This is a genomic window from Mucilaginibacter gossypii (assembly GCF_900100945.1).
Classification (GTDB): domain Bacteria; phylum Bacteroidota; class Bacteroidia; order Sphingobacteriales; family Sphingobacteriaceae; genus Mucilaginibacter; species Mucilaginibacter gossypii.
The window spans coordinates 566,001-589,316 of the sequence record NZ_FNCG01000001.1; the positions used below are offsets into that span (position 1 = coordinate 566,001).

At 43.3% G+C, this 23,316-nt stretch carries 16 protein-coding genes; 12 read left to right on the forward strand and 4 right to left on the reverse strand.

The genetic code is table 11. From position 1 onward, the window contains the following. Positions 1-59: 59 nt before the first annotated feature. Positions 60-1,202 (reverse strand): efflux RND transporter periplasmic adaptor subunit, encoded by a 1,143-nt coding sequence (locus tag BLS28_RS02475; protein WP_091162713.1) that lies wholly within the window; start codon positions 1,200-1,202, stop codon positions 60-62. Positions 1,203-1,319: 117 nt separating this feature from the next. Next, positions 1,320-1,721, reverse strand: a complete 402-nt coding sequence (locus BLS28_RS02480) for a hypothetical protein (RefSeq protein ID WP_091162714.1) — start codon at positions 1,719-1,721, stop codon at positions 1,320-1,322. A 251-nt stretch (positions 1,722-1,972) separates the two neighbouring features. Here BLS28_RS02480 and BLS28_RS02485 point away from each other — a divergent pair, with 251 nt between their 5' ends. From BLS28_RS02485 to BLS28_RS02525, 9 genes are all read left to right on the forward strand, one after another. After that, a complete protein-coding gene (locus BLS28_RS02485; protein ID WP_176844345.1) occupies positions 1,973-3,586 on the forward strand; it encodes a Na+/H+ antiporter in 1,614 nt (537 codons plus the stop codon). A 59-nt stretch (positions 3,587-3,645) separates the two neighbouring features. Then, positions 3,646-4,989, forward strand: coding sequence for a deoxyguanosinetriphosphate triphosphohydrolase (locus BLS28_RS02490; RefSeq protein ID WP_176844346.1), 1,344 nt, complete (start codon positions 3,646-3,648; stop codon positions 4,987-4,989). A gap of 62 nt (positions 4,990-5,051) precedes the next feature. After that, a complete protein-coding gene (locus tag BLS28_RS02495) occupies positions 5,052-5,951 on the forward strand; it encodes a helix-turn-helix domain-containing protein (RefSeq protein ID WP_091162715.1) in 900 nt (299 codons plus the stop codon). A 457-nt stretch (positions 5,952-6,408) separates the two neighbouring features. After that, entirely contained in the window at positions 6,409-6,996 is a 588-nt protein-coding gene (locus tag BLS28_RS02500; RefSeq protein ID WP_091162716.1) for a TetR/AcrR family transcriptional regulator, read from the forward strand. A gap of 102 nt (positions 6,997-7,098) precedes the next feature. After that, positions 7,099-8,271 (forward strand): efflux RND transporter periplasmic adaptor subunit, encoded by a 1,173-nt coding sequence (locus BLS28_RS02505; RefSeq protein WP_091162717.1) that lies wholly within the window; start codon positions 7,099-7,101, stop codon positions 8,269-8,271. A 51-nt stretch (positions 8,272-8,322) separates the two neighbouring features. Next, on the forward strand, positions 8,323-11,493 hold the full coding sequence (locus BLS28_RS02510) for an efflux RND transporter permease subunit (protein WP_091162718.1): 3,171 nt from the start codon (positions 8,323-8,325) through the stop codon (positions 11,491-11,493). Positions 11,494-11,513: 20 nt separating this feature from the next. After that, a complete protein-coding gene (locus tag BLS28_RS02515; protein WP_090527198.1) occupies positions 11,514-12,923 on the forward strand; it encodes an efflux transporter outer membrane subunit in 1,410 nt (469 codons plus the stop codon). Positions 12,924-13,171: 248 nt separating this feature from the next. Continuing rightward, positions 13,172-13,771 (forward strand): TetR/AcrR family transcriptional regulator, encoded by a 600-nt coding sequence (locus BLS28_RS02520; RefSeq protein ID WP_091162719.1) that lies wholly within the window; start codon positions 13,172-13,174, stop codon positions 13,769-13,771. A gap of 4 nt (positions 13,772-13,775) precedes the next feature. Then, on the forward strand, positions 13,776-14,372 hold the full coding sequence (locus tag BLS28_RS02525) for a TetR/AcrR family transcriptional regulator (RefSeq protein ID WP_091162720.1): 597 nt from the start codon (positions 13,776-13,778) through the stop codon (positions 14,370-14,372). 3 nt (positions 14,373-14,375) lie between these two features. On the opposite strand, the gene rpiA is transcribed toward BLS28_RS02525, so the two are convergent. Continuing rightward, positions 14,376-15,065 (reverse strand): ribose 5-phosphate isomerase A, encoded by a 690-nt coding sequence (gene rpiA / locus BLS28_RS02530; RefSeq protein WP_091162721.1) that lies wholly within the window; start codon positions 15,063-15,065, stop codon positions 14,376-14,378. A 257-nt stretch (positions 15,066-15,322) separates the two neighbouring features. Further along, positions 15,323-15,892, reverse strand: a complete 570-nt coding sequence (locus tag BLS28_RS02535; RefSeq protein WP_091162722.1) for an RNA polymerase sigma-70 factor — start codon at positions 15,890-15,892, stop codon at positions 15,323-15,325. A 628-nt stretch (positions 15,893-16,520) separates the two neighbouring features. On the opposite strand from BLS28_RS02535, the gene BLS28_RS02545 reads away from it, so the two are divergent. From BLS28_RS02545 to BLS28_RS02555, 3 genes are all read left to right on the forward strand, one after another. Further along, positions 16,521-17,648 carry a FecR family protein gene (locus BLS28_RS02545; RefSeq protein ID WP_176844347.1) on the forward strand — a complete coding sequence of 376 codons (1,128 nt, stop codon included), beginning with the start codon at positions 16,521-16,523 and terminating at the stop codon, positions 17,646-17,648. Positions 17,649-17,933: 285 nt separating this feature from the next. Then, positions 17,934-21,359, forward strand: a complete 3,426-nt coding sequence (locus BLS28_RS02550; RefSeq protein ID WP_176844348.1) for a SusC/RagA family TonB-linked outer membrane protein — start codon at positions 17,934-17,936, stop codon at positions 21,357-21,359. Positions 21,360-21,377: 18 nt separating this feature from the next. Beyond that, positions 21,378-23,222: a RagB/SusD family nutrient uptake outer membrane protein gene (locus tag BLS28_RS02555; protein WP_091162726.1), complete on the forward strand. Its 1,845-nt coding sequence runs from the start codon at positions 21,378-21,380 to the stop codon at positions 23,220-23,222. The last annotated feature ends 94 nt before the right edge of the window (positions 23,223-23,316 follow it).

The window sequence follows — 23,316 nt, forward strand, 5'->3', positions numbered from 1 at the left end:
GTACAATAAACCCGCGCCGCGCGTTTTACGCGGCCGGAAAAAGGAAACCTTGGCGATAATTATTTCATTGCCAGCAATGAATCTTTTGCCATTTTCCTTGGTTTAATGATCATGCCGTCACGTACGTTCTGCGCTCCCTGGTACAAGATCCTGTCGCCCGCTTTTAGACCGTCTTTTACTATATAATAGGTAGAAAAACGGGTTTGCGGCGAAAAGGCCTGCATGTGCAGTTTATTATCCTTATCAACTATGTACACGTAACTTTTATCCTGGATATCAAACACCGACTGCTGCGGCACCATGACTACGTTATTGGCTTTGGTAGATATGAAAAGCTTACCGGTAGCACCATGCCTCAATAGCTTGTTCGGATTAGGGAATTTTGCCCTGAAATTGATTGAGCCCGTTTTTTGCTCAATTTCAGCTTCTACCGTTTCTATTTCGCCCTGGTAGGGGAAGTCCAGGCCATCTGCTAATACCAGCTTAACCTTATCACTTGTTTGGCCCGGTGCTGATTCCTTTTTGCGGATATATTGCAGGTATTCATTTTCCGGAAAGCTAAAATAAGCGTACATGGAGCTGATATCCGACAGACTGGTAAGCAATGTGCCTTCATCAATCAAACTGCCCGATTTAAGCGGGATCCTATCGATGATGCCATCAAACGGCGCATGGATGTAAGTGTAAGCCAGTTGGTCTTCGGCGCTTTGTACCATAGAGCGTGCTTCTTCAATGGTTGCCCGATCTGCGCTCATTTTTGATTCGGCAACTTCCAGTTCAGACTTGGATATTACTTTCTTGTCAACCAGTAGTTTAACCCTTGCTACCTCAAGTTCGGTTGCTTTGGCAGCGGCCACGGCATTACTTAACGCGGCTTTAGCTTTTGACAGGTTTACTTTAAATTCCTGGTCGTTAAGTTTAAATAAAAGCTGGCCTTTTTTAACCTGCTTTCCCTCATCGATATATATTTTTTCGAGGAAGCCGCGAACGCGTGAACGGATCTCGATATTTTTTTGTGCCTGGATATCGGCAACGTATGATTTTTGAAGAACGGTATCCTGCGTATTTAACGTAAGTACAGGCAGCTGAAGCGTATCGGAAGCGGCAGCTTCGTTATTGGTTTTGGCTTTGGTTGAGCAACCCGTGACAAGTATGCCGGCGGCCATGGCCAGCAAGGGTATATAAATGATGATCCTTTTCATTTTTTTCCGGATAGATTATAGGCATAGCAGTGCTAATCACGTACTGTTAGCCAATGTTAAAATTTGATTTATAAAAACATGGATTTGCCGCAAAGGGCATCTGAAACGGAAAAGGGATCAGAACGGGCTGAGCCTGAAAAGGAAATTGTAATATGCAGGCAAAAAGCCTTTGATGGATTTATTCTGGTTTTGTCGTTTTTCGACTAATGATATAATATCGGCAAGTGAGGCCTGCTGACCAGGCATTAGTGCCGATGAATAATTTACCCGACTGGGTAAAAAGCGTATGATGGTACGGTTATGATGAGCTTCGTTAGTATCCGAATCGGGTGAATCGTCCTGAACCTCCTGCTGCTGAATTTGACCGATGATCCTTTGATGGGTACGGGAAATTAAATCGGCAGCCTGGCCGGATTTTTTGTAATGGGTTAAAATTGATTCGGCGTTAGCAGGGGCTACAGCTATTGCAAGCTGGAAAAAAAATAATGCGAAGAATATTTTTTTTATTGTCGGCGCCATGATTGCGAAAATACTAAAATATTTGAAGCTATCGAAATAGGTTTGTATTTTTTTTGATATAAAATGACTTTATTTTTATTTTTTGTTGCTGTTTTTTAGGATTTTATCTTTTTATAACTCAATTTTTACTTCGGTAGTTTTTATTTAATGATTTCATAACAGCAAAAACGGTTATTTGTTCATGCTTACTTAATACTACCTAGTAATATAACTTGCAAGCTTTACTCAACGAATAATTGTATTTTAGCTACATGCTGCATCACGTTATTATTCAATGTGCCTGCCTGTTGGTAGTTATCCTTTTTGTGGTAATGCTTGGGCAAAAAATCAAAATAGCTTATCCCATACTATTGGTTTTAGTCGGTTTACCTCTTGGTTTTGTTCCTTTTCTGAAAGGTATCGAAATACAGCCCGATCTGATCTTTGTTATTTTTCTACCGCCTTTGTTGTATGAATCGGCGTGGAACACTTCCTGGAAGGATTTCTGGAAATGGCGCAGGGTGATCTCCAGCTTTGCATTTTTGATCGTTATTTTAACGTCATGTTTAATCGCGGTTGTGTCAAACAGCCTGATAGCGGGTTTTACCCTGCCCCTGGGTTTTTTGCTCGGGGGGATAATTTCCCCACCCGACGCGGTGTCGGCAAGTACTATCCTGAAAAATATAAAAGTGCCTAAGCGGTTTATTGCTATTGTTGAGGGTGAAAGCTTATTGAACGATGCATCAAGTTTAGTAATATTCAGGTTTGCGCTTGCCGCGGTGGTTACCGGGAAATTTGCATTAGGACAAGCCACGCTAAGTTTTGTACTGGTGATTGTAATGGGTATCGTTATAGGATTGGCAGTAGGTTTGGTTTTTTACACCATACACCGATGGTTGCCAACTACGGCCAATATTGATATTATCCTTACGTTTATTACACCGTATGCTATGTATATGGCAGCCGAAGAGTTCCACTTTTCGGGAGTGCTGGCTGTAGTAAGCGGCGGGTTGTTCCTGTCGTCACAACGGCACGTGATATTAAGTTACCGCAGCCGGTTGCAGGGAGTTAATGTTTGGGAAACAGTAGCTTTTGTTTTAAACGGGTTTGTGTTTATCCTGATAGGATTAGAGTTTCCGGTAATTATCAAGGCGCTTGGGCCCGAAGGCCTGAAACCGGCGATAAATTATAGCCTCATTATAACCGGTGTACTGATACTGGCCCGTTTAGCCAGTACTTTTGGGGCCTCTGTATTTACCGTATTCATTAGCCGTTACATCACTACAGCCGATCCGAGCCCGGGCTGGAAGGGGCCGTTATTGCTGGGCTGGGCAGGTATGCGGGGCGTGGTTTCACTTGCCGCTGCCTTGAGTATCCCCGAACTTTTGCCGTCGGGCGCCGCCTTTCCTCAACGCAACCTCATCTTGTTTATCACATTCGTGGTGATCATGTTTACCCTGGTGGTTCAGGGCCTTACGTTGCCCTTATTGGTGAGGTTTGTAAATATGCCCGATCGTGATTACATAGGTTCGCACGAGCAGCAAAAGCAATTAGTCAGGAAAAAGTTATCGAAGTTGGCATTACAAATACTTGAAGATAAATATGCGGACAGATTAGACGGTAACGATATGATCAAGGCATTTAGGTTAAGATTGAGTGCTGATATGGAACTGCTGAAAGACTGGGAAAAAGATGGCAGTGAACAACGCGCCGATAATTTTTATCATGACTACCGCGTAATTTTAAATGATGTAATGGATCAGCAGCGGGCCTTGTTACTTACACTGAATAAAAAAGAAAACATCAGCGATGATATTGTAAAGCAGCAATTGGATCTGCTTGATTTGGAAGAAGAGAAATTAAGGCAGCATTTTGAGGTGGTGTAGCCTATTATTTCTTTCATGCATAATGGCTACTTTTGCCGCTCTATATACATCAAACTATAATGAACTGGGATCAACTGTTATCGGCAAAACGCTGGGGTTACGAAGATAAATATATTGCAAACCATATCGATGCACGATCGGAGTTTCAGCGGGATTACGACCGGATAATTTTTTCATCACCCTTCAGGAGGTTGCAAAACAAAACCCAGGTATTCCCTTTACCCGGAAGCATTTTTGTACATAACCGGCTTACCCATAGTTTGGAGGTAGCCAGTGTGGGCCGCTCGTTAGGGCGGATGCATTTTAACAGGATGCTTAAAGAAGATCCGGATGTAGAAAAGAAATATCCGCTTATCAGTGAGATCGGTAATATGGTGGCTGCAGCCTGTTTAGCCCATGATTTGGGTAATCCCGCCTTTGGCCATTCAGGCGAATCAGCCATTTCACATTATTTTGCAGAAGGAGCAGGTAAGGATTATAAAGACACTGTTACTGCGCAGCAATGGGAAGATCTCACTCATTTTGAAGGCAACGCCAATGCCCTGAGATTATTGACGCATCCGTTTGCCGGTAAAGGCCGGGGGAGTTTGGCATTAACTTATTCAACCATCGCTTCTATTGCAAAATACCCGTGTTCATCTGTCGCCGGGCATAAAAAGGGTATCATCTACCGAAAGAAATATGGTTTCTTTGCTTCCGAGCAACAGGACTTTGAAAAGATAGCCAATGATTTGGGTTTGATCAGGGTAGAGGACGATGAACTTATTTACAAAAGGCATCCATTAGTATACCTTGTTGAGGCGGCTGATGATATTTGCTACAATGTCGTTGATCTGGAAGATGCCCATCGCCTTAAAATACTCTCCTATGAGGAAGTGAAAGCATTGCTAATGCCATTGTGTACTATTCCCAGGATGGAAGAGCGACTGGAAGAGTTTGATGATACAGACGCCAAAGTTGGCTATTTGAGGGCAATAGCAATAAATACCCTGGTAAATCAATGTTCAAATCTGTTTTACGACAAACAGGAAGAGATCATGAATGGTGATTTTAATTCGGCACTGATGGATGCAATTGAAGAACCACTCCGGTCTGCCATGAAAGCGATCGAAAAGGTTTCTGTAAAAAAGATCTACAACTATAGCCCGGTAGTGCAAAAGGAAGTTGCCGGTTATAAGGTAATGGGTGGTTTATTGGAAGAGTTTGTCCCTGCTTATTTAAAAAATAATTCAAAATACCACGAGAAACTGATCGAACTGATCCCTAAACAGTTTTTAACCAAAGCCAACGACGATTATTCAAAGATCCAGACCGTTCTTGACTTTGTTTCGGGCATGACCGATCTGTATGCGGTTGAGTTGTTCAGAAAAATCAAGGGGATTTCGTTCCCGTCGATGAACTGATATACACGAATGCCCGGACGAGGCGTAATAATTCGTGCAAATAATAGTTATTATTGCTTACTATGCCGAAAGAGATCCGACCTGTACAGATGCATACTATGGAGCAATTGCTTGCTCCGCTTGGTGTTACCAATCAGTATAAAGGCCTGCATATTATGTCGTTTAATCCGGGGGATATTGAGGTGCCTATTTTGCACCCCTTCCGGTCAGACCATTTTTTTTTAACGCTTGTTCATGAAGGTGAGTTATCAATTAATGCCAACCTTTTGGAGTATAACTTAAAAAAGAACAATATCCTGATGGTAGCTCCCAATACCGTTCGCCAGTTTCTGAATGTTTCGCCAGATTGCAGGCTTACCTCGATCATATTTACCTCGGCTTATCTATCTGCTACCAGTATCCACACAAAAAATGTAGAAGCGTTTGATTTTTTATCATCGCAGGTAAATCCGTTACTGGTTATTGATCAGGAGCCGGCCGATAACCTTATATCAATTATGAAAATCCTTGAAAGTAAAATGGATAATCGTAATGATCTGGCATTCCAGGATGAAGTTGTGCTAAGCATTTTTACCGGTTTTATTTATGAGATAGGCGCGCTATATCAAAAGCAACAAAAAATAGCGGAAGTAAAGGGTACACGAAAGGAGGAACTGACTTTTCGGTTTCTAAAAATCCTTCCGCAGCATTTTAAGGAAGAAAGAAGCGTACAGGCTTATGCTGCCATGCTTAATATCACCCCTAAATACCTTTCGCAAACTGTAAAGGAAATAACCGGCAAAACCGCGGGCGAGTTCATTGACGAGATTGTGATCCTGGAAGCTAAAGTCGCCCTTAACGACCCCTCGTTAACCATAGCCCAGATTGCTACCTATCTCAACTTTGCCGATCAGTTCTTTTTTAGCAAGTTTTTCAAAAAACAATGCGGTACCAGTCCCAGTAAATACCGTCAAACGCCCTGATAATAAACGATTGTCATTTCGAACGAGCCTTGGGTGGGATCGTGCACCGGCGGTGAGGAGAAATCTTCTACGAGCGTCGCTGCGGTTATACATGGCGGATAAGATTTCTCCTCGCGCCCGGCTTTTCCCTGCGCTGGCTCGTTCGAAATGACATTTTTTTACATGAAAACTTGTGGGCACATTGTAGCTCTCCGGAGGAGTTCTCTTCGCCCAATCTCAAAGATCCATCAAATAATCCTTGCTGTTATACTTTTAATTGCAAATGATAAGTATCGTTGCAACGCTGTAATTATTATTACCATTCCATTACAATGTTTTTAGTGAAAACGACTTTTTGACATATTGCGCCATCCTTTAAACATTCTGCAAAAACGATAATTGAGCCACTTTTGCCCTGTCATCAGTTGTTGATGCAGCCGGGCGTAATAGTGTGCCCGGTTAAACGCCAGGTTTGTTTATGCCGATAAGGGACACAGGTGCCGAACAATTAATTAAGGACACCGCTAAAAACATTTTTTTTGCTGAGGGCCGGCTCCATGCCAATACCCAGGATATCGCCGACGCGGCCGGTGTAAGCCGCACCTTGTTAAATTACTATTTCCGCACTAAGGACGTTTTAATTGAACAGGTGTTTAAGGAAGCAATGCTTGCTTTAACAACCCGTCTCGACGCTGTTATGGCATCTGACATGCCATTTAAAAGCAAGGTTGAAAGCTTTATAGAATTGTTTTTAACTGAGGCCAACAATTATCCTTACCAGGAAACTTTCCTGATCACCGAGATCAATTCAAACATCTGTAAGTACACAAACGAGGCCAGGCCGCACCATATCAATAAGTTCATGGAGCAGATCAGCGCCGAAATGGAGGCAGGTAATATTGAACAGATGGACCCCATGCATTTTGTGCTGAACCTGTTTTCGCTGATGTCATACCCGCTTATCATGGGGCCAATATATAAAAAGGCGTTTAACCTGAGCAATGAAAGTTATACCTGCCTCATTAATGAGCGAAAGAAGATGATCTGTAAAATGATTTTCCAGTAAAAAATTTATCCGGTGATTAACGCAATCGTCAAACAAAATAATTTAACACACATCACAATGTCTTCAATATCAATTCACTCTAATAACTACAAGTTAATATTTATGAAAAATACAGTTCAACTGCTAACTGGCTTTGGGGCCGCCTTAATTCTACTGTCGTCATGCGGCGGCAGCCAAAACCAGGGCGGTGCCATGGCTGCGGGAGCTCCCCAGCCACCGCAAAGCTACCCGGTTTTTAAGATTAGTTTACATGACGCTACGCTGAACAACGAATATCCTGCCACGCTTCAGGGGCAGCAAAATATAGAGATCCGTCCTAAAGTTGATGGTTATGTTGATAAGATCTACATTGACGAGGGCAGTGTTGTAAAAAAGGGCCAGCTGCTTTTTAAGCTCAGCGCGCCGCAATACGCCCAGGACGTAAACACCGCGACCGCGGCCATAGCCAGTGCCGAAGCTGATGTAAGCGCTGCTCAACTGCAGGTTAACAAAACCAGGCCGTTGGTTGAAAAAGATATCATCAGCCATTATGAGCTTGAATCGGCCGAGTACACGTTAAAAGCCCGCAAGGCCACCCTTGCCCAGGCAAAAGCCAGTTTAGCAAACGCCAAAACCAATTTAGGTTATACGGTAATAACCAGCCCGGTTGATGGCGTGGTAGGGGCCATCCCTTATAAATTAGGTAGCCTCATCACCGGTTCAACAGCGCAGCCATTAACAACAGTATCCAATATTGGTAAAGTGTATGCCTACTTCGCGCTGAATGAAAAGCAGCTGCTTGATTTTTCGAGAACGGTAAAAGGAAAAACCATGAATGAAAAGCTGGCTAACACGCCGCCTGTTTCACTGGTATTGCCGGATGGCAGCACCTATGCCGAAAAAGGTAAAGTGGAAACCATCAGCGGTTTAATTAATACCGAAACCGGATCGGCAAGTTACCGGGCCGCATTCCCAAACCCTGTTGGCCTGATCCGCAGCGGCGGAAGTGCTACTATACAGATCCCCCAGACTGTAAAAGATGCCGTGCTGATCCCTCAAAAGGCCGCTTATGAGCTGCAGGGAAAGCATTTTGTTTACGTGGTTGACGGCAAAGGAGCGGTTAAAAATACAGAAGTGAGCGTTATGGACCTCACCACAGGCCAATATTATGTAGTTACCGAAGGCCTTAAAGCAGGTGATACCATTGTTACCGATGGCGCAGGCAGTTTAAAAGACGGTATGGTTATCAAACCGGAAGTACAGGAGAACGCCGTGGTATATAAAGATCTAAAATAATTTTCACAACACCAGCCGGATTCCTTTTTACCCGGCATCAACATAAACAATATGTTACGTACATTCATTGAACGACCAGTACTATCTACCGTAATATCGGTAATTATAGTCATACTGGGTATCCTGGGCCTTACAACCTTGCCCATATCAGAATACCCCGATATAGCACCGCCTACCGTGCAGGTATCCGCATCATACCAGGGCGCTAATGCCGAAGTGGTAATGAAAAGTGTTATCGTACCGCTCGAAGAGCAAATTAACGCCGTGGAGAACATGACCTACATGACCTCTACTGCAAGTAATGACGGCAGCGCTGTTATCACTGTTTATTTTAAACAAGGTACCGACCCCGACCTGGCGGCGGTAAACGTGCAGAACAGGGTGTCAAAAGCCACCAGTTTATTACCGGCCGAAGTTACAAAGGCGGGTGTTACCACCAGTAAACGGCAAAGCAGTATGGTGGTGGTATTTTCCCTGTCGAGCGATAATAAAAGCTACGACGAGAAATTTTTGCAGAACTATGCCAACATTAACGTGCTGCCGCAGATCAAGCGTATCAGCGGTGTAGGTGACGCGTCATCATTTGGCATACAGGATTATTCCATGCGTATTTGGTTAAAGCCCGATGTAATGGCCACCTACGGCCTTGTACCAGATGATGTGAACAGCGCCCTGGCCGAGCAGAACATTGAAGCAGCGCCGGGTAAAGTAGGAGAGAACGATAATCAGTCATTCCAGTATGTATTGAAATATAAAGGCAGGCTTACCAGTGTGCCCGAGTTTGAAAACATCGTGATCCGCTCATCAACCAAGGGGCAGCTGTTGCGCCTGAAAGATATAGCGCGGGTTGAGCTTGGCGCGCAAAGTTACGCCAATGCTACTACCATGAATGGCAAACCTGCAGTAGCTATAGCCATTTATCAAACTGCTGGTTCAAACGCGCATGAGTTAATTAAAAACTGCGAGCAGACTATTGAGGCCGCGTCGAAAACGTTCCCCGCTGGCATTAGTTATACTTCCCTTTTTAGTGTTAATGACTTTTTAGATGCCTCGATAGAAAAAGTTGTGCACACCCTGATTGAAGCATTTGTACTGGTGTTTATCGTGGTGTTCGTATTCCTTCAGGATTTCCGTTCCACGCTGATCCCGGCTATCGCGGTGCCTGTGGCTATTGTGGGTACTTTTTTCTTTCTGCAACTGTTTGGTTTTACCATTAACCTGCTTACGCTATTTGCCATGGTGCTGGCCATTGGTATTGTGGTGGATGATGCCATTGTGGTGGTTGAGGCCGTACACGCTAAGCTTGATCATGGGGCTAAATCGGCAAAAGCGGCTACAATCAGCGCCATGAATGACATCAGCGGCGCTATAGTATCCATCACTTTGGTAATGGCTGCCGTGTTTATCCCGGTAACATTCATTACCGGTTCAACCGGGGTGTTTTATAAACAGTTTGGTTTAACGCTTGCTGTCGCGATTTTTATATCTGCAGTAAACGCTTTAACATTAAGCCCGGCATTGTGCGCGCTGTTATTGAAACCGCATCCCGAAGGCGAGCATCATAAAACAGGCCTGTTACAAAGATTTTATACAGCCTTTAATACCAGTTTTGATACAATTACCCGCAAATACAAAAAATCTGTAAGCTTTCTTGCGGCCAAAAAATGGCTCTCGATTGCCGGTATTGCGGTTTTTGGGTTGATATTTTGGTTCCTGCTAAAAACAACGCCATCGGGCTTTGTGCCTAATGAAGATCAGGGTTTTATTATTGGCGATATCTCATTGCCGCCTGCCGCGTCACTGGAGCGTACTACCGAGGTTATCGACAAGGTATCAGGTATGGTAAGGTCCCTGCCCGAAGTGGAGTCGACTATCAGGGTTGCCGGCCAGGGCATACTGAGCGGCGCGGGTGGTTCATATGGCTTAATCATGGTTAAGCTGAAACCCTGGGACAAACGCACGGCCAAAGGGTCTGATGTGAACACCGTTATCGGCAAACTATTTGGCATGACAGCCGGAATTAAAGGTGCTACCGTCCTGTTCTTTGCCCCGCCAACTTTGCAGGGCTTTGGTAACAGCAGCGGTTTCGAGTTCCAGGTGCAGGACAAAACCGGCGGCGATATTGTGAAATTTGCCGAAATAAACGGCAAGTTCCTGGGCGCATTAAACCAGCGTCCCGAAATTCAATATGCGTCTACGTTTTTTAACACCAACTTCCCGCAGTTTTTGGTTGATGTCAATGTGGCTAAATGTAAGGATGCCGGTATTACTGTAAATTCGGTATTAAGCGCTTTACAGGGATATTTTGGCGGTGTTTATGCCTCCAACTTCAATGAGTTTGGCAAGCAATACCGTGTAATGATCCAGGCAGATGCCGCTTACAGGGGTACCACCGGCAGCCTGAACAATATGTATGTACGCAATGCCAATAATACCATGGCGCCTATATCTGAGTTTGTTACGTTGAAAAAGGTTTACGGCCCTGAATCAGTTAACCGTTTTAACCTGTTTACTTCTATTTCGGTAAACGGTGCTCCGAAACCGGGCTTCAGCACGGGCGATGCCATTAAAGCCATTCAGGAAGTAGGCGCAAAAACATTGCCTGCCGGTTATGGGTTCGAGTTTTCGGGCCTTACGCGCGAGGAGATTGCCAGCGGCAGCCAAACTATTTTTATTTTCCTGCTGTGTTTGGTGTTTGTATACTTCTTATTAAGTGCGCAGTACGAGAGCTATATCCTGCCATTTGCTGTATTACTGTCACTGCCTATAGGTTTGGCCGGCGCGTTCATTTTCGCTAAGATCTTCGGCATTCAAAATAATATTTATTTGCAGATCACCCTTATCATGCTCATCGGTCTGTTAGCCAAAAATGCCATTCTGATAGTTGAGTTTGCGGTAGCCCGCAGGCGAAACGGCGAAAGCATTGTGCAGGCCGCTATTGATGGCTCGGTTGCCCGTTTAAGGCCTATTTTGATGACCTCTTTCGCATTTATACTGGGCTTAGTCCCGCTAATGATTGCATCAGGAGCAGGTGCCGAAGGTAACCGCTCAATAGGTACAGGCGCTGTAGGCGGGATGCTGATCGGTACCATATTCGGTGTGTTTGTGATCCCGGTACTGTTCATCATCTTCCAATCACTCCAGGAACGCGTAAGCGGTAAACCTGTTGGAAAAGAAATAGAGATTGAGACCGAAACGGTAGCCTCAGAGCAAAATTTTTAAAACGATAAATAAGCAAAAAAATGATCCATTCATATAAACGGCAAATACTGGCTACGCTGGCAGCAACCGCGGTACTTGCCTCATGTGTTACAAAAAAATACCAGCAGCCGGTAGTAAATACCGATAAGTTGTATCGCGATACCACTATCAGCGATACCACATCAATGGCCAGCATGCCGGTAAGCCAGCTATTTTCTGATACCGTACTGGTAAACCTGATCCAGGAGGGGCTGCGTGAAAACCTCGATTTAAAAACTGCCGTACAGCGCATTAATGAGGCCCAGGCAACATTTAACCAAAGCAAGGCGGCATATCTGCCAAGCCTGGAAGGGAGCGGAACTGTTACAAGAGCAAAGACATCAGCAGCAAGCTTAAATTTTCCGCCTGAGTTTGCCAACTCGTTCAACCTGAAAACAACCACCTACCAGGCAGCGTTAAGTACCAGTTGGGAGGCCGATATCTGGGGTAAATTAAGCAGTTCGAAAAGAGCGGCGCTGGCGTCATTGCTGCAAAGTGACGCTGCTAAAAGAGCGGTTCAAACCCAGCTCATAGCCGATATAGCAAACGCTTATTATAACCTGCTGGCGCTTGATGAGCAATTGGCTATCACTCAGCAAACGCTTACCATACGGGTAAAAGATGTAGAGACCGTAAAAGCCCTGAAGGAAGGTGCTGTGGTAAACGGCGCGGCCGTTGTACAAAGCGAAGCTAACCGCTATGCCGCCGAGGTTACCATACCCGATCTTAAACAAAGCATCCGCGAAGCCGAGAACGCATTAAGTATTTTACTGGCAAGAGCACCCGGTACTATCAAACGTACAACGCTAAGCGAACAGAAACCTGTGGCCGACCTGAAAACGGGCATCCCATCCCAGCTCTTAAAAAATCGCCCGGATGTGCAGGAAGCTGAGTTTGCCTTCAGGAGTGCGTTTGAGAATACCAACCTGGCACGTACTTATTTTTATCCGCAGCTTACCATTACCGGGCAGGCCGGTTTATCAACCCTGCAGTTGAAGAACTTTTTTGATCATTCCATATTTTACAACTTTGTTGGCGGCATTACCCAGCCCATTTTTAACAAAGGTCAAAACCGGGCGCGTTTAAGAACAGCGCAAGCCCAGCAACAGGAAGCTTATTATGCTTATCAAAAATCATTACTCACGGCGGGGCAGGAGGTAACCAATGCGTTGTTCTCCTACCAAAACGCCATTGAAAAACAAGGCTCAAGGGTTAAACAGTTGCAGGCGCTTGAAAAATCGGTTGATTATACCAAAGAGTTGCTGCGTTACAGCTCGGCAACTAACTATACCGATGTTTTAACTTCAGAACAAAACTTGCTTGCTGCCCAGTTAAGCGGCGTTAACGATCATTTGCAGGAATTGCAAGCCATAGTTAACCTTTACCGCGCTCTAGGGGGCGGTTGGAAATAGATGATATTGGCACCATGTTAATCATGAAGCCCGGTTTGCAATTGAGCTGCCGGGCTTCTTTTATAGTCGGTGGTGATTTTGACATATTTTGAAGTTGTTTAAACATTTATTATCTATGCCAACTAATTGATTTTTGTAAAGCCTGTTATCATACAATCATCTAAACCAAATTGATAATTTAATTATGGTTAATTATTTATTAATGAATAAATTAAAGTGAATTTTGCTTGTGATTGAGAGGTTAAAACATGGGAAGTAAAGAACGGATATTGCGGCAAAAGGATGATACCCGCCGAAAAATACTGGACGCTGCATTGGATATGATCAAGTGTGAGGGATGTGATGCGTTAAGTATGCGGAAACTTGCTGAGCATATCGAGTACACGGCTCCTGCTATTTACGAGTATTTTGAAAGCAAGGAAGCTTTGTATACCGAGCTTGCCCGCAAGGGGCACCTGAAGCTGGCAGCTATGGTAAAGCTGGCAAAAGAGGCACATACAGACGCCATTGAACAGATGGAGGCTATGTGGTTGGCTTACTGGAACTTTGCAATTGCCTATAAGGAGCTTTACCAGCTGATGTTTGCTGTTGGTACAGGTTGCAGCCCGGTAGAAAACCGGATAGCGGAAGCATTGGTTTTTCCGGCGATGGTTTCTGAAGTGATACGGGCGCTGTATGCACCCCGGGAGGTAAGTGAGGAGGAAGTTCAAAAAAAATACTACACCTACTGGGCCGTAATTCATGGATTGATAGCCATTAACATGATCCAGCTCACGCGGGATGAAAAAATGAACCAGGAGATCCTGATTGGCGCTATCAGGGGGATCACCGCTTTGATAACTACCTAACGCTATGATTGAGAAGGAGCGGGTTTTAAATGGGAGTGAAGCGCTTTTTCTTGAAGCAGGGATAAAAAGCATTACCATGGATGATATTGCCCGGCATCTGGGGATCTCCAAAAAAACAATTTACCAGCATTTCAGGGACAAAAATGAACTTGTTACTGCTCTTGTAAAAAAGCGGCTGGCCGATGATGAGGCAATGCTTTGCTCAATTATTAGTGACACGGGTAATATGATGGATGAGATGGTTGAGCTCACCAAATGTACAGGGGAGATCTTTTCGAGGGTTAACCCTGCTGTTTTGTTCGATCTGCAAAAGTACCATCACGAAGGCTGGATGTTATACCTGAAATTTAAAACAGGCTTCATGGTCAATATCATTGAGAAGCTGTTAAAAAAAGGTATCGATCAAGGGTATGTCCGTCCCGAAATTGATACCAGAATAATTGCCATTATGCGGGTTAACCAGATTGAACTTGGTTTTAACGCCTCCGTATATCCTCATGCCGAATTTAATTTATGGGATGTCCAGCTGCAGCTTTTAAACCATTTTAACTATGGCGTTTGTACGTTAAAAGGTATCGCCGTTTTAAATAATGCCGACTGATAGTTACCGTTGAGGCCTTATGGTCCGGATACCATTTTCGCCTGCAATAATTGCCCTGCCGGCCATTTGGTAAAATAAAGAGTGTTCAACAATACCCGGTATCATTTTAACCAGGGTATTTAATTTAACCGGTTCGGGCAGTTCAGTAAATTGTACATCGATCAGCATATTACCATTATCTGATATCAAAGCCCCATCTTTCTGTGTGCTCATACGTTGGGTAAGCGTAGCCTGGGGAAATAGGATTGCCAGTTTTGCCAGTACAATTTGTAAAGCCTGGGGTAATATCTCTATAACCAGCGGATATGTAGCGTTAAGTTGGGCTGAGAATTTTCCCTCATCGCCCAGCAAAATAAATTCATGCGCCATTGAGGCAAGGACCTTTTCGGTAGTATGGATCCCGCCGCCGCTTTTCAGGGCGTTTAGTTCGCTGTCAAACTGGTCGCAGCCATCAAAATAGATATCGAGTTTATTAAGCAAGGCAGGCGACTGAATGCGCAAACCGTATGTGCTTAGCAGTTGAGTTGTTTTGAATGATGATGAGGTAAATATTAAGGAAGCCGCAAGCTTACGATCCTGGGCTAACATATTAACCAAATGAGCTATGGTGCTCCCGGCTCCCAAACCAATAATTTGATTGGGGGTAATCAAGGTTAAAGCGGCTTTAGCTGCTTCCAGTTTATAATCCGTCATGGCGCTAAGATACAGCACCTGCCGCTAATAACCTTTGTTAATTTACTCTTTTAGTCGTCTATGCCCTCCCACAACTGACTATGTGCTGTTGATATGATATGCTTTTTCATGTTATTGTTTATTTAATGATTTTAACCTTCTTTAATAATGAAGACGAATCAAAACCGGGAACATTTTAAAACAGCATAAATTTTTTGTAATCTGTCAGGATGGTATTATCGCATATCAAAATACACCACGTAAGTGTTAAAACCTGGTTATAAAAACAGCGTTAGCAGATGTGACGCTAATTTTGCCCTCAGTATTTTTAAAGAATTGTTTACCTGCTTTCTAACAGTTAAGGGGCTTATCTCCAATATTTCGGCAATTTCGTTGTGCGACAGGTTTGAATCCCTGCTTAACTCAAATATCAGTTTCATTTTTGGAGGTAAAGAGCTTACTTCGGCCTTAATCAGGGCAATAAGTTCTTTATTTCTTAAATTTTCATCCGTTGTAGATTCGCAGGTTTCCTTAAAATTAATTAATGAGGTAATGTAATTGGCTTTTACTTTCTCGTGCTTAAAAACGTTTAAAACCTTGTTCCGTATAGCGGTACATAAATAAGCCTGCAAACTGCCTTTAATATCAATTGATGTTCTTTGGTCCCATAAATGGATAAAAAGCTCCTGTAAAATATCTTTAACAGTATCCCTGTCCGGCAATCTTTTATACGCATGCTGATATAACGCTCCGTAATAGCGCGAATGAATCGCCGTAAAAGCAGATATGTCATCTTGCCTTAACAGCGTTATCAAATCGTCGTCACTATATTTACCGTACAAAGCCATTAAAGTTTACATTGATTATAAATTTGCAAAGCGATATTTATTGATTGATGACCATTGAGGCCCGGGATAAACGAATCGCCTGAAACCGGGTTCCTGTTTATCTAATCGTATAATTGTTGTTACAAATTAAGAGGACTGGAGTGATTTTAAGCGCTAAAGTTCTACGCAACCGTTTGCGTTAATTTGGGCGAATCAGCTTTAACAAAAAGGTTCTTGCCCTCAATGCGAGCGCTATGTCGCTTTAATCCGCTGATTAAGAGCGCTATTTTTAACTGATTGGTAAAGATTTTACCGTCGGGGTAATTAATACAGGCTTTCAATAACAACACTTCGCGGTTATAAAACTCAAAAAACATATTTATGAGCCTTGTTACGATAAACAAACGTTTGCGTTGAACTTATTTTTGACAAATTCTTATGTCTGAAAGCATTAACGACACTATCCGGCAACTTGGAATAGCTAAACCAAAAGTCAGTTTTCAATAAGCTTTCTTACAGTAATAGGAGGTGATACCTTCCCCAACCTATCATCGGGTAAATTATTTTCAATTTTTTAATTTTTATCTACTCCCTCCCCCCGGTAGTAGTTGTATATAGGGTAATAAGGATGATATATCCTTTAACGATTATGCAACCACAAGACATCGAAGATTTAATAGAACGGTATAACAGCGGCATGACTACTCCGGCAGAGAACGCTTTGGTTGAAAGCTGGTATTTAAAATACAAGCACGGCGATCCTTATTTGTCGCAGGAGCAATTGGAAGAAGATCAGAAAGAGAGCCTTGATAATCTGCTGAATGAAATACAGGGAAGGACAAAAAGGATACAATTATCGCGTTGGGCAATTGCTGCTTCAATACTTTTTTTTATGGCTGTGGGGGGATACTTTTTTAGCATTAATAATAATTCCCGCCGGCAAATAGCTGCAGTTAAGCCTCAAAAACAGGATGTGGCCCCGGGCGGAAACAAAGCCATATTAACATTAGGCGATGGAAGCACTATCGTATTAAATGGTGCAAAGATTGGAAAACTCGCACGTCAGGATAACATCCTTATAAAAAAAGCCGCCGACGGCCAAATTAGTTATAGGGATGTTGTTGTGGACTTCCATCCGTCAAAGAACATTATATATAACACCGCTACTACGCCGCAAGGCGGGCAGTATCAATTTATTTTGGCCGATGGTACTAAAGTATGGTTAAACGCATCGTCATCAATAAAATACCCGGTAGTTTTTAATGGTAACGAACGCAGGGTAGAACTTACCGGCGAGGCCTATTTTGAAGTTGCACACAATGCCAAAAAGCCCTTCAAAGTTATTTCAAACGGGCAAACAGTGGAGGTATTAGGCACCCACTTCAATATCAATGCCTATAATGATGAGCAGGCTGTTAAAACTACCCTGCTCGAAGGCAGTGTAAAAGTATCGGCCGGGAAAGTGAGTAATATCATTAAACCTGGGCAGCAGGCAAGGTTTGACCACGGCCTGATCGATGTTATGAATGTAGATGCGGATGAAGTGGTGGCCTGGAAAAATGGATTTTTCTTTTTTGAAGACAATAATATTCAGGAAGTAATGCGGCAGCTTTCGCGCTGGTATGGTGTTGAAATAAAATATGAAGGACAATTACCCTCACGAAGATTCTCGGGCGAAATTTCCAGGAACGTCAATCTTTCACAAATACTGGATATTCTGAGTTTTAAGCAAATACATTACAAAATAGATGGGAAAACAATTATTGTAATGAATTAACACCTGTAATTAACCAATTATTCACCTAAAAAGACGAGAACCCTATGGAAAAATAAATACACATCCGGCCTTCAAAATTTGGGCCCATCCCCACAAGGTTAACTCAAAAAAAACGCATCCCGAGGGCAATCGGAATGCGGTTAAATATTGAGTTAACCCTCCCCGCAAAACGGGAATATGTTTAGTGTCTCTAACTATCTGTTAACCCAACTCAACAAAAGTATGAAATTAAATGCTTTTTTAATGGCCATGCGTTGTCCGTGGCCGCGCAAAATGTTATTAGTTATGAAATTGACTACCTTGATCATGTTAGTTGCCCTTCTTGAATGTAGCGCAAAAGTGTATAGTCAAAAAATTAACCTGGATGAAACAAATTCCTCACTGAAAAAAGTACTTAACCAGATAAATAAACAAACAGGATATGTGTTTTTTTATGATTCAAAAGATGTACAAAATAAAAGTGTAACCATTCATCTGAAAGATGCCTCAATAGATGAGGCATTAAAGGAATGTCTTAAAAATCAGTCCTTAACTTATAAAAAGGTTAATAACAACATTGTTCTTCAGCAAATTGAAAAGACTGTTGATAATGTGGTTACCAGCTTAAATGTAAGCCCGGTTAAGATAAGCGGGCAGGTATTTGATAACAAAAATATACCGCTGGCCGGCGTGACTATTTCAGTAAAGGGAAGTCAAGCCATCACAATATCCGACGCCAGTGGTAAATTCAACATAGAGGTTCCGGATGGGAACGCAACACTTGTTTTTTCATTTGTTGGCTATGTGAAAAAAGAATTGCAGGTTACTCCCGGTACACCTATGCTGGTAAGGATGGAAGCCGATGTAAGCGGGCTCAGCGAAATAGTTGTGGTTGCCTATGGTACGCAGAAAAAAGAAAACCTGACAGGTGCAATAGGTGTAATTAAATCATCTGCACTTGAAAACCGCCCTACATCTTCCCCAGCCAATTTGTTGCAAGGCCTGTCACCAGGCGTTACCGTTACTACGCAAGGTAGTTATCCTGGCGCAAGCGCTAATATTAAAATCAGGGAGTCCTCAACCTGGCAGGGCGGGACAGACCCGCTATACGTGATAGACGGTTTTGTAAGGGATGCAACAACATTTGCCACCATTAACCCGGCCGATATCGATAACATCAGTATCCTGAAAGATGCCGCGTCAACCGCGATTTATGGTATCAGGGGCGGTAACGGTGTTGTTTTGATTACAACAAAACATGGCGTAGCCAATAAAACCTTTATATCCTACAATGCATCATATACCATGAATAACCGTGAAATTACACCGCGGAGAATGAATGCTTTTGATGCTTATACTTTTGCCAATGAGGCATTTGCCCAAAAAGGTTTGCCGGCAAACGATCCAAGCTACTATACACCTGACGAGTTAGATTATTTCAAAACACATTCGTACGATTGGTTAAAAGATACCTGGCGTAATCCATGGAATACTTCACATAACTTAGCCGTAAGCGGTGGTTCGCAAGCAGCCAGGTACTATATCTCGGCAGGGTATTTCCAGCAGGAAGGGGCAACCTCAAATTCCTTCCGTAAATATAATTTAACAGCAAAAATAGATGGACAAATTTCTGAGCGATGGAGCTATAATTTAAATATCCAAAGCGAATGGAATAACGGCAGCCGTCCGTTCTGGGCCTATGATTATGGGGATTTCAATTTGTCGAACATGTACAACAGGCTGTTAATGGTAAATCCCGGCCGGCCCTCTTTTATTAATGGCCTTCCTGTTGGCAACTTTGATAACACCAATACCGCCAACCTGGCAAAGGGAAATGGTGGCTACACCAAGCCGTCGGGCAATAATATTACCCCGGTTTTTCAATTGAAATATGATATCCCAGGAATAACCGGACTATCGGCAAAGGGTACTTTCGCTTACAATACCACTAATAATTACACCAAAGCATGGCGTAATGCACCTTACATTTATTATTTCCAAACCGGTGGCGACCATAACCACATCGTTACCGATAAATTGGATTTAACACGATCAGGAGGCTATCAGATATTAGACCAGGCCCAGATTTCCGGAATTGGTGCACCTACCGAATTGCAGGAGTCATATTCGCAGTCATCTAATTACCAACTGGATTTGATGTTGAATTATGACCGATCTTTTGGCCTTCATAATATCAGCGCGTTTGCCGGCTATGAGCAATCGGCATACCGGGGCCATTATTCAACCATTTGGGATGACAATTACAGCAACCCTAACTATCAGCAAATTAACGGCGGATCAACCAATAGCACCGACTGGTATATCAGGGGCGATCAGAACCAGCCTACAGGCTTCGCTTCCTATTTTGGCAGGGTTGATTACAATTACGCCTCAAAATATTTGCTTGGCTTTACCATGAGGGCCGACGGTTCTTATATCTTTCCGTCAAATAAGCGTTGGGGATATTTTCCGGCCGTTTCAGCAGGCTGGAATATCGCCAATGAAAACTTCTTTGCAAATTATACTAAAGTCCTTGATGTTTTGAAGCTGCGTTTTTCTTACGGTATAACCGGTACAGATAATACAGCTCCATGGCAATGGCAACAAACCTACAACTTTAACGCAAACTCAGGTATTTATATAGGATCCGGGCTTCCGCCTTCAACAACGTTGGGTGCAACTATCAACCCCAATATCACATGGGAAAAAAATCATAACTACAACCTGGGTTTAGACTTTGGCATGCCAAAAAGAATCCTTACCGGAACTGTTGATTTATGGTACAAAAAAACCACCGATATTCTTGGTGCACGTGTAGCATCGGTCCCAAGTACGGTTGGAGCAAGCTTGCCTGCAGTTAATTATGGGATAGCATCGGCACGGGGTATTGAGCTATCTCTTAGCCACGAACGGCACATCAATGACTTTTTCTATCGCGTGTCTGGCAACTGGTCATATTCTGCCAACAAATATCTGAAGGTTGACCAGGCAGCGTCAGTTCGTGGTTACCAGAACCTGATAGGACAACCCATTAACGGGATTATATGGGGTTATGTATCCGATGGAATTATCAGAACACAGCAGGACGTGGATAATATTTTAAAAGCTAACGGCCCCAATTTTACCATATTTGGCAGCAAGCCACAGCCCGGGATGTTGATGTACAAGGACATCAGGGGCCCGCTGGGTACCGATTCGCCTGATGGGAAAATTGACGGGAACGACCAGCAGATCATTTCAAAAAACGGGATACCGCGTGTTAATTATGGCTTCAACTTCACATTTGGCTGGAAAGGACTTAACCTCACCGCTGTATTTGCTGGTTTGGGCCGTTACGACATTATGCCTACCGATGTTTACTACAGGCGGCCTTTACCTGGCAATGATAATTTAACCATCTGGAAAAATGCATGGACTCCGCAAACAGCCTCTACCGCTACCATGCCAAGTCCTATTATGACCGACTGGCAAGGCACAAGCAACAGCGAGGTGTCATCTACATTCTGGTTAAAAAATGGCGCTTTCCTGCGGTTAAAGTCCTTAATTGTTGACTATAGTTTGCCGGTAAGCTTGTTGTTGAAAATAAAAGTTAAAGCTGTGAAGGTTTATTTCAGCGGCGAAAACCTGTATCAATGGAACCATGTAACCGATTGGGACCCTGAACTGGGCGGCGACTTTAGAATGTACCCTGTATTAAGAGGGTTTACCTGCGGGCTTAATGTAACACTTTAAACATTAAATTATTAGATCATGAAACTTAAATTCAATATACTATTCGTTTTATTGGGGATAATTGCTTTAACAATATCCTGTAAAAAGGTATTTGATGTTGATCATCCGGGAGGCCCAATTACGCCAGAGCAGGAATGGGGCAGTCCTGATTTTGTAAAAGGATATGTAACCAATTTCTATAATATTTTACCTTCCTGGAACAGAAATGAAGAACTGGCCGGCGAAGCTTATTCTGGTGGCAGCGGCGGCAATGGCCTTAACTCTTTTCTTAAAGGCACTTATACAAGCCAAAGCGGTTACCCCGACAGGGTTTGGGACTGGGGAAGGGTAAGGTCTATCAATAACTTTTTTGCAAATATTGATAAAAGTAAATCTGCTCTATCTGATGCCGATTATAAAAGCCTGAAAGGCCAGGCATACTTCTTCCGCGCATATTTATACTACAGGATGGTAAAAGTATTAGGAGGGGTGCCAATCATTACCGCGGTTCAGGACCCAACAGCCGATATAAATACTTTACTGGTAAAAAGAAATTCGTCACTTGAGTGTTTTGATTTTATTGGCAAACAGTTGGATAGCGCAATTAATTTATTGCCGGCTACCTGGGGTTCAAATGATATTGGCCGGGTTACCAAAGGCGCGGCTATGGCGGTAAAAGGCGAAGCCCTGTTACTAAAAGCAAGCCCCCTGTTTTGCAAAACACCTAATGCCACTTATTGGAATGATGCTTATAGTGCCTTGCTGGCCGCTAAAACTGAGTTAGATGCTGATGGTTATGGCTTATATACCGATAATACTGCAAAACCAAATGAAAACATGTGGTATGATAAGGCCGGGGCTGCTAAGGAAATGGTTTTGAGCTTACGCTACCATTATCCCGAAAAAACAAATGGCTTTCAACAAGGGCAAAGGCCTTTAACTGAAACCTCTGGCGCTGCAGGCTCCTGTGATCCTACCTGGGAGATGGTGCAGGCTTATCCCATGAAAAATGGTCTCCCAATTTCCGACCCGGCTTCGGGATATGACCCTACAGAGTTTTGGAAGGACAGGGATCCGCGCTTCTATCAAACAATTGTGTATAATGGCGCCAGGTATGATTTTGCGGATATTACACCACGTGTGCAATGGATTTTTAACACGATAGCCGGGGATGATGCCTACAAAGCCACACCCAATTATAATATCACTGGTTTTTATTGCCGTAAGGGGATTGATACCACATTGGGTTCAAGCGTTTGGAACCGCCAGGCTTTTGATTGGCCTATCATCAGGTATGCTGAGGTTTTACTTAACCTTGCTGAGGCTGCTAATGAAGTACAGCACCCGGCCGAAGCAAGGGCCTATATTATTCAAATCCGCCAAAGGGCCCATATAACAGCAGGAGCAGGAAATTATGGATTGGCTGCATCGGTTGGCTCTGATTATCAGGCCACATTGAACGCTGTTATGACCGAACGGGCTATAGAGTTTGCTTTTGAAGGAAAACGATTTTGGGATTTAAGGCGCAGGCGGATGTTTAATGTACTGAATAGCATGGGTACGCTGCACGCTTACGGGCCGTACTTTAACAGCGCGGCTGCATCCTCTCAATATGGTATTAATATTACGCAAAGTAATAGCGGGATTGCCGCACAGCTTTCTAATCTGATAGTCAATTCACCGGCATCGTTTGATCGTAACGCTTTTCTTAAGGCTATTACCAATTACAAATATGAGCCGATAGATCCTGGTGCCACCAGTCAAATCAATATACCCGATGCCTATTATTTCGGTCCTATTGATCCGCAGTATATTTTACAAAACAAAAATCTGCAGCAAAATATAGGATGGGATGGCGGAACATTTAATCCGGTGATACAATAGGTGCCGAATGTGTTTTATTTTTTAAGTGTACTTCCGGTAATGAGACTACATGAGGTTTAGTTGAAGAGGCGTCCCTGTATGGTGGTACAGGGCG

What these genes read in the sequence shown, in the direction of transcription:
- BLS28_RS02535 (WP_091162722.1), bottom strand. Translation starts at nt 15,892, where the DNA reads ATGGCTTTGTACGGTAAATATAGTGACGACGATTTGATAACGCTGTTA.
- BLS28_RS02555 (WP_091162726.1), top strand. Translation starts at nt 21,378, where the DNA reads ATGAAACTTAAATTCAATATACTATTCGTTTTATTGGGGATAATTGCT.
- rpiA (WP_091162721.1), bottom strand. Translation starts at nt 15,065, where the DNA reads ATGACGGATTATAAACTGGAAGCAGCTAAAGCCGCTTTAACCTTGATT.
- BLS28_RS02495 (WP_091162715.1), top strand. Translation starts at nt 5,052, where the DNA reads ATGCCGAAAGAGATCCGACCTGTACAGATGCATACTATGGAGCAATTG.
- BLS28_RS02545 (WP_176844347.1), top strand. Translation starts at nt 16,521, where the DNA reads ATGCAACCACAAGACATCGAAGATTTAATAGAACGGTATAACAGCGGC.
- BLS28_RS02550 (WP_176844348.1), top strand. Translation starts at nt 17,934, where the DNA reads ATGAAATTGACTACCTTGATCATGTTAGTTGCCCTTCTTGAATGTAGC.
- BLS28_RS02515 (WP_090527198.1), top strand. Translation starts at nt 11,514, where the DNA reads ATGATCCATTCATATAAACGGCAAATACTGGCTACGCTGGCAGCAACC.
- BLS28_RS02525 (WP_091162720.1), top strand. Translation starts at nt 13,776, where the DNA reads ATGATTGAGAAGGAGCGGGTTTTAAATGGGAGTGAAGCGCTTTTTCTT.
- BLS28_RS02500 (WP_091162716.1), top strand. Translation starts at nt 6,409, where the DNA reads ATGCCGATAAGGGACACAGGTGCCGAACAATTAATTAAGGACACCGCT.
- BLS28_RS02520 (WP_091162719.1), top strand. Translation starts at nt 13,172, where the DNA reads ATGGGAAGTAAAGAACGGATATTGCGGCAAAAGGATGATACCCGCCGA.
- BLS28_RS02510 (WP_091162718.1), top strand. Translation starts at nt 8,323, where the DNA reads ATGTTACGTACATTCATTGAACGACCAGTACTATCTACCGTAATATCG.
- BLS28_RS02490 (WP_176844346.1), top strand. Translation starts at nt 3,646, where the DNA reads ATGAACTGGGATCAACTGTTATCGGCAAAACGCTGGGGTTACGAAGAT.
- BLS28_RS02475 (WP_091162713.1), bottom strand. Translation starts at nt 1,202, where the DNA reads ATGAAAAGGATCATCATTTATATACCCTTGCTGGCCATGGCCGCCGGC.
- BLS28_RS02505 (WP_091162717.1), top strand. Translation starts at nt 7,099, where the DNA reads ATGAAAAATACAGTTCAACTGCTAACTGGCTTTGGGGCCGCCTTAATT.
- BLS28_RS02480 (WP_091162714.1), bottom strand. Translation starts at nt 1,721, where the DNA reads ATGGCGCCGACAATAAAAAAAATATTCTTCGCATTATTTTTTTTCCAG.
- BLS28_RS02485 (WP_176844345.1), top strand. Translation starts at nt 1,973, where the DNA reads ATGCTGCATCACGTTATTATTCAATGTGCCTGCCTGTTGGTAGTTATC.